The organism is Kitasatospora sp. NPDC001603 (assembly GCF_040298365.1).
Classification (GTDB): domain Bacteria; phylum Actinomycetota; class Actinomycetes; order Streptomycetales; family Streptomycetaceae; genus Kitasatospora.
This window is the reverse complement of the sequence record NZ_JBEPAA010000172.1, coordinates 1-2,867: the sequence shown is the minus strand read 5'-3', so window position 1 is coordinate 2,867 and position 2,867 is coordinate 1. Positions and strand designations below refer to the sequence as shown.

The window sequence follows — 2,867 nt, the reverse complement described above, 5'->3', positions numbered from 1 at the left end:
CCTCGGCTTTCCCCTCGGCGCGGACCGCCCAAGGCGCCTTCCTGTGGGGGCCCCGGGGGGGGGGGGGGACCCCGGGGGGGGGGGGGGGGGTGGGGGGCCCCCCCCCCCCCCCCACTCCACAGCCGGGTACGCCCTGCCACCGCCACATCGCCCACGTCCCCACCTCGCCGTGAACAGGCCGCCGCGGCTGCTCCGCACCACGGCGGTCGATTCGTAGGCCCCCGGCAGCACGGGCCCGGTCGGAGGAGGCTGTCCGTGCTCTTGGATGGTGACCAGTGGCGCCAACACTTCGACGGGTATCGCCAGGATGCGTTCCGGCTGGAGGCCCAGCCGGCGTCCACCATGCCGCGCGAGGCCGAGAACCTCGCGCGGTTCCTGCGCGGCGAACCGAAGCCGACCGAGCACAACGCGGCCTGGCACCGACGGGTCAAGGGCTTCGTCGCTACGGGCAGGACGATCGGCCGGGTCCGAGTGGTGCGGGAGCCGTTGACCGACTACCAGCGGTACCAGTTCGCCTGGGGGATCCCCGGCAATATCGCGGCCGGGGAGGACATCCGCATCCTCGACGCCACCGAGCAGGACTCCGGGATCCCGGACCAGGACTGGTGGACGTTCGACCAGTCCTCGGTCGTCCACCTGAACTTCCGCCCGGACGGAACGCAGATCAACCGCGAGCCGGTCGATGAACGAGCCGCAGAGTGCCGAGAGTTGAGGCGGCTGGCGATCTCGAACTCGGCGCCGTTCCTCGAATATGCAAACGACCACACATGACGCCCGATCCCGATCAGCTCGGCTGATCGGGATCGGATCAGGATGCTCGCGACCCTTCCCCTGCGAGAGGGGCGGAATGGGAAGTCGGATCCACCGACTTCCTACTCCGAGTCGGCTTGTTCTCCGGGCTGAGGCCTTCACCGATGAGGGTGGGACCCATGAAGTCCACAGCGTGGTGGCTCACCCGTGTGCGGAACTACCGTGCCACAGGGCGCAGGATCGCTCGGGTGCATGTACTCACCCGGCCGTTGTCCGACTACCTGCGGTACGAATTGGCAGCCTACGCCTACAACGTCGAAGCCGGGGAGGACATCAGGATCCTCGACCTGACCGGCAAGGAGAATCCTGGTCTCCCTGATCAGGACTTCTGGATGTTCGACGGCAAGAAGGTCGTCGACATGAAGTACGCCCCGGACGGAACGCAGATCGGCCGAGAGCTTCTGGAAAGCCCTGACATCGACCAGTTCCGGCACTGGCGGGATCTCGCCGTCTCGCTGTCGGTTCCCTTCACGGAGTACAAGGCGGGGTGACCCGGGGCTGGGACCTGCCGGTGTGAATGAAGTGGATCGGCTGGTGGCGCCCCCTCGCTCGGGTCGAGCAAGGGGGCGCTGTTGGGTCAGGTCGTGAGGTGGTCGAACTCGCCGGCCTTGACGCCCTGGACGAACTTGGCGAACTTCAGGGGCGTGGTACGGACGATGATCTCGCCGCTGTCGGACTCACGGAGTTCGACCATGCCGTCGACGGTGCGCACCTCCATGCAGTTATCACTAGAGCTGCTGAACGAAGACTTCTGCCATTGGTTCTGGGACATCTTTAGTCCTTCAAGCTTCGCGCTGTACGTTGGATCAGATCTCGCGATTCTTCACAAGTGAGAGCCGCCCTCTCGATGCGGTCAAAAGTGCTGCGATATGATTCGAGTTCATCTGGGGCATCGAAGAACATGGGGCCTCACGAGGACTCCATTTCAACTGTATCGAGTTCGGAAACCGCTCCGAAGCTGTAGAGGATGCTCTCGATCGGGCCTGGGTGGGTGTGCACGCCGAAGGGGACCACACGGACACTCACGTTGGCCCTGGCAGAGTCATCGACCACGCAAAAGAGTTGCTCTCGCAGCACATCGGTGCCGCCGAAGCGCGTGAGCAGGCTGGACTCGTGGACGTACACCTCCAGCTTCTTACCAGGACTCTGAAGGAAGGTGTCTCGCCGCTTTCTGCGAAAGGAGGTGCGCAGCTCGATCTCATGAGGTGTGAGGCCAGGAATCTTCCGACTGAACATACCTTGCGCATACTCACTGGTCTGCAGGAGTCCTGGAAGGAATACGGACGTCCAAACCTTGACGGTCCCTGCAGCGAAGTCTTCGTGTTCTGCAGATTCAAGGAAGGCACTGGGGATCAGGCCGCGATACTCCTCCCACCAACCCTTCCCTCGTGAGGCAATGATTTCGGCAAGCGCGCCGATGAGCGGCTGATTGGTGTAGTTACAGGCTGCCGTGATCGTGTGGAGCCGATCAACGTTGACGCTGGTCTTCCCGCTCTCCATCTGCGTCACCTGGGTGGGACTCACGCCGAGTACGCGAGCAAGCTGACTGCCGCCGAGGCCGGCCTGTTCGCGCATCCGTCGCAGCTCGGCGCCCAAACGGCGTTGGCGGAGAGTCGGGTTGGGGCGACCGGGCATGACGTCCTCTCGGCGTTTCGTGAGACCAGTGTGCCGTGTGACCCGCGCGCAGAGTCAACCGATCACACGGGAGGGGGAACTTCCCCGCGAACTACCAAAATTTAGGTTCCTGTGCGCTACGGTCGTCTCACATCGATCCGATGGATCGTCAGTAACGCCTGTTTCCAGGGCAGTAGGCGCCTGCTGCCCGCGCACCGCAGAGCAGCCGTACGCGGGACTCCCAGTCCCGCTCCGGCCTGGCTCACGGAGACGTATCCGCCGGTGACACCACACCCACTCCACTCCGCCTCTCTTCGGAGGTTCCTCATGTGTGCCTTCACCCTGCCCGAACCGCCCGACTGGTCCGCCGCCCGCGAGGAGCTGCGCGAGGCCCTCGACCTCGCCGGCTGGCCCGACGACCTCATCCACGACGCCGAACTCGC

3 protein-coding genes and 1 pseudogene are annotated in these 2,867 nt (G+C 64.6%); 2 read left to right on the top strand and 2 right to left on the bottom strand.

Annotated elements, in window-relative coordinates; genetic code table 11:
* Nucleotides 1-255: 255 nt before the first annotated feature.
* Together ABT263_RS38605 and ABT263_RS38600 are read left to right on the top strand one after the other, a co-directional pair.
* The gene (locus tag ABT263_RS38605; protein ID WP_352298599.1) at nucleotides 256-771 is read left to right on the top strand and encodes a DUF6879 family protein; all 516 of its coding nucleotides are present in this window, start codon (nucleotides 256-258) and stop codon (nucleotides 769-771) included.
* Between the two features lie 158 nt (nucleotides 772-929).
* Nucleotides 930-1,301: a DUF6879 family protein gene (locus tag ABT263_RS38600; protein ID WP_352298596.1), complete on the top strand. Its 372-nt coding sequence runs from the start codon at nucleotides 930-932 to the stop codon at nucleotides 1,299-1,301.
* A gap of 86 nt (nucleotides 1,302-1,387) precedes the next feature.
* Here ABT263_RS38600 and ABT263_RS38595 read toward each other — a convergent pair whose 3' ends face one another.
* Both ABT263_RS38595 and ABT263_RS38590 read right to left on the bottom strand, forming a co-directional pair.
* Nucleotides 1,388-1,582 (bottom strand): DUF397 domain-containing protein, encoded by a 195-nt coding sequence (locus tag ABT263_RS38595; RefSeq protein ID WP_352298593.1) that lies wholly within the window; start codon nucleotides 1,580-1,582, stop codon nucleotides 1,388-1,390.
* A gap of 2 nt (nucleotides 1,583-1,584) precedes the next feature.
* Nucleotides 1,585-2,445 (bottom strand): annotated as a pseudogene (locus tag ABT263_RS38590) (helix-turn-helix domain-containing protein).
* Between the last annotated feature and the right edge of the window lie 422 nt (nucleotides 2,446-2,867).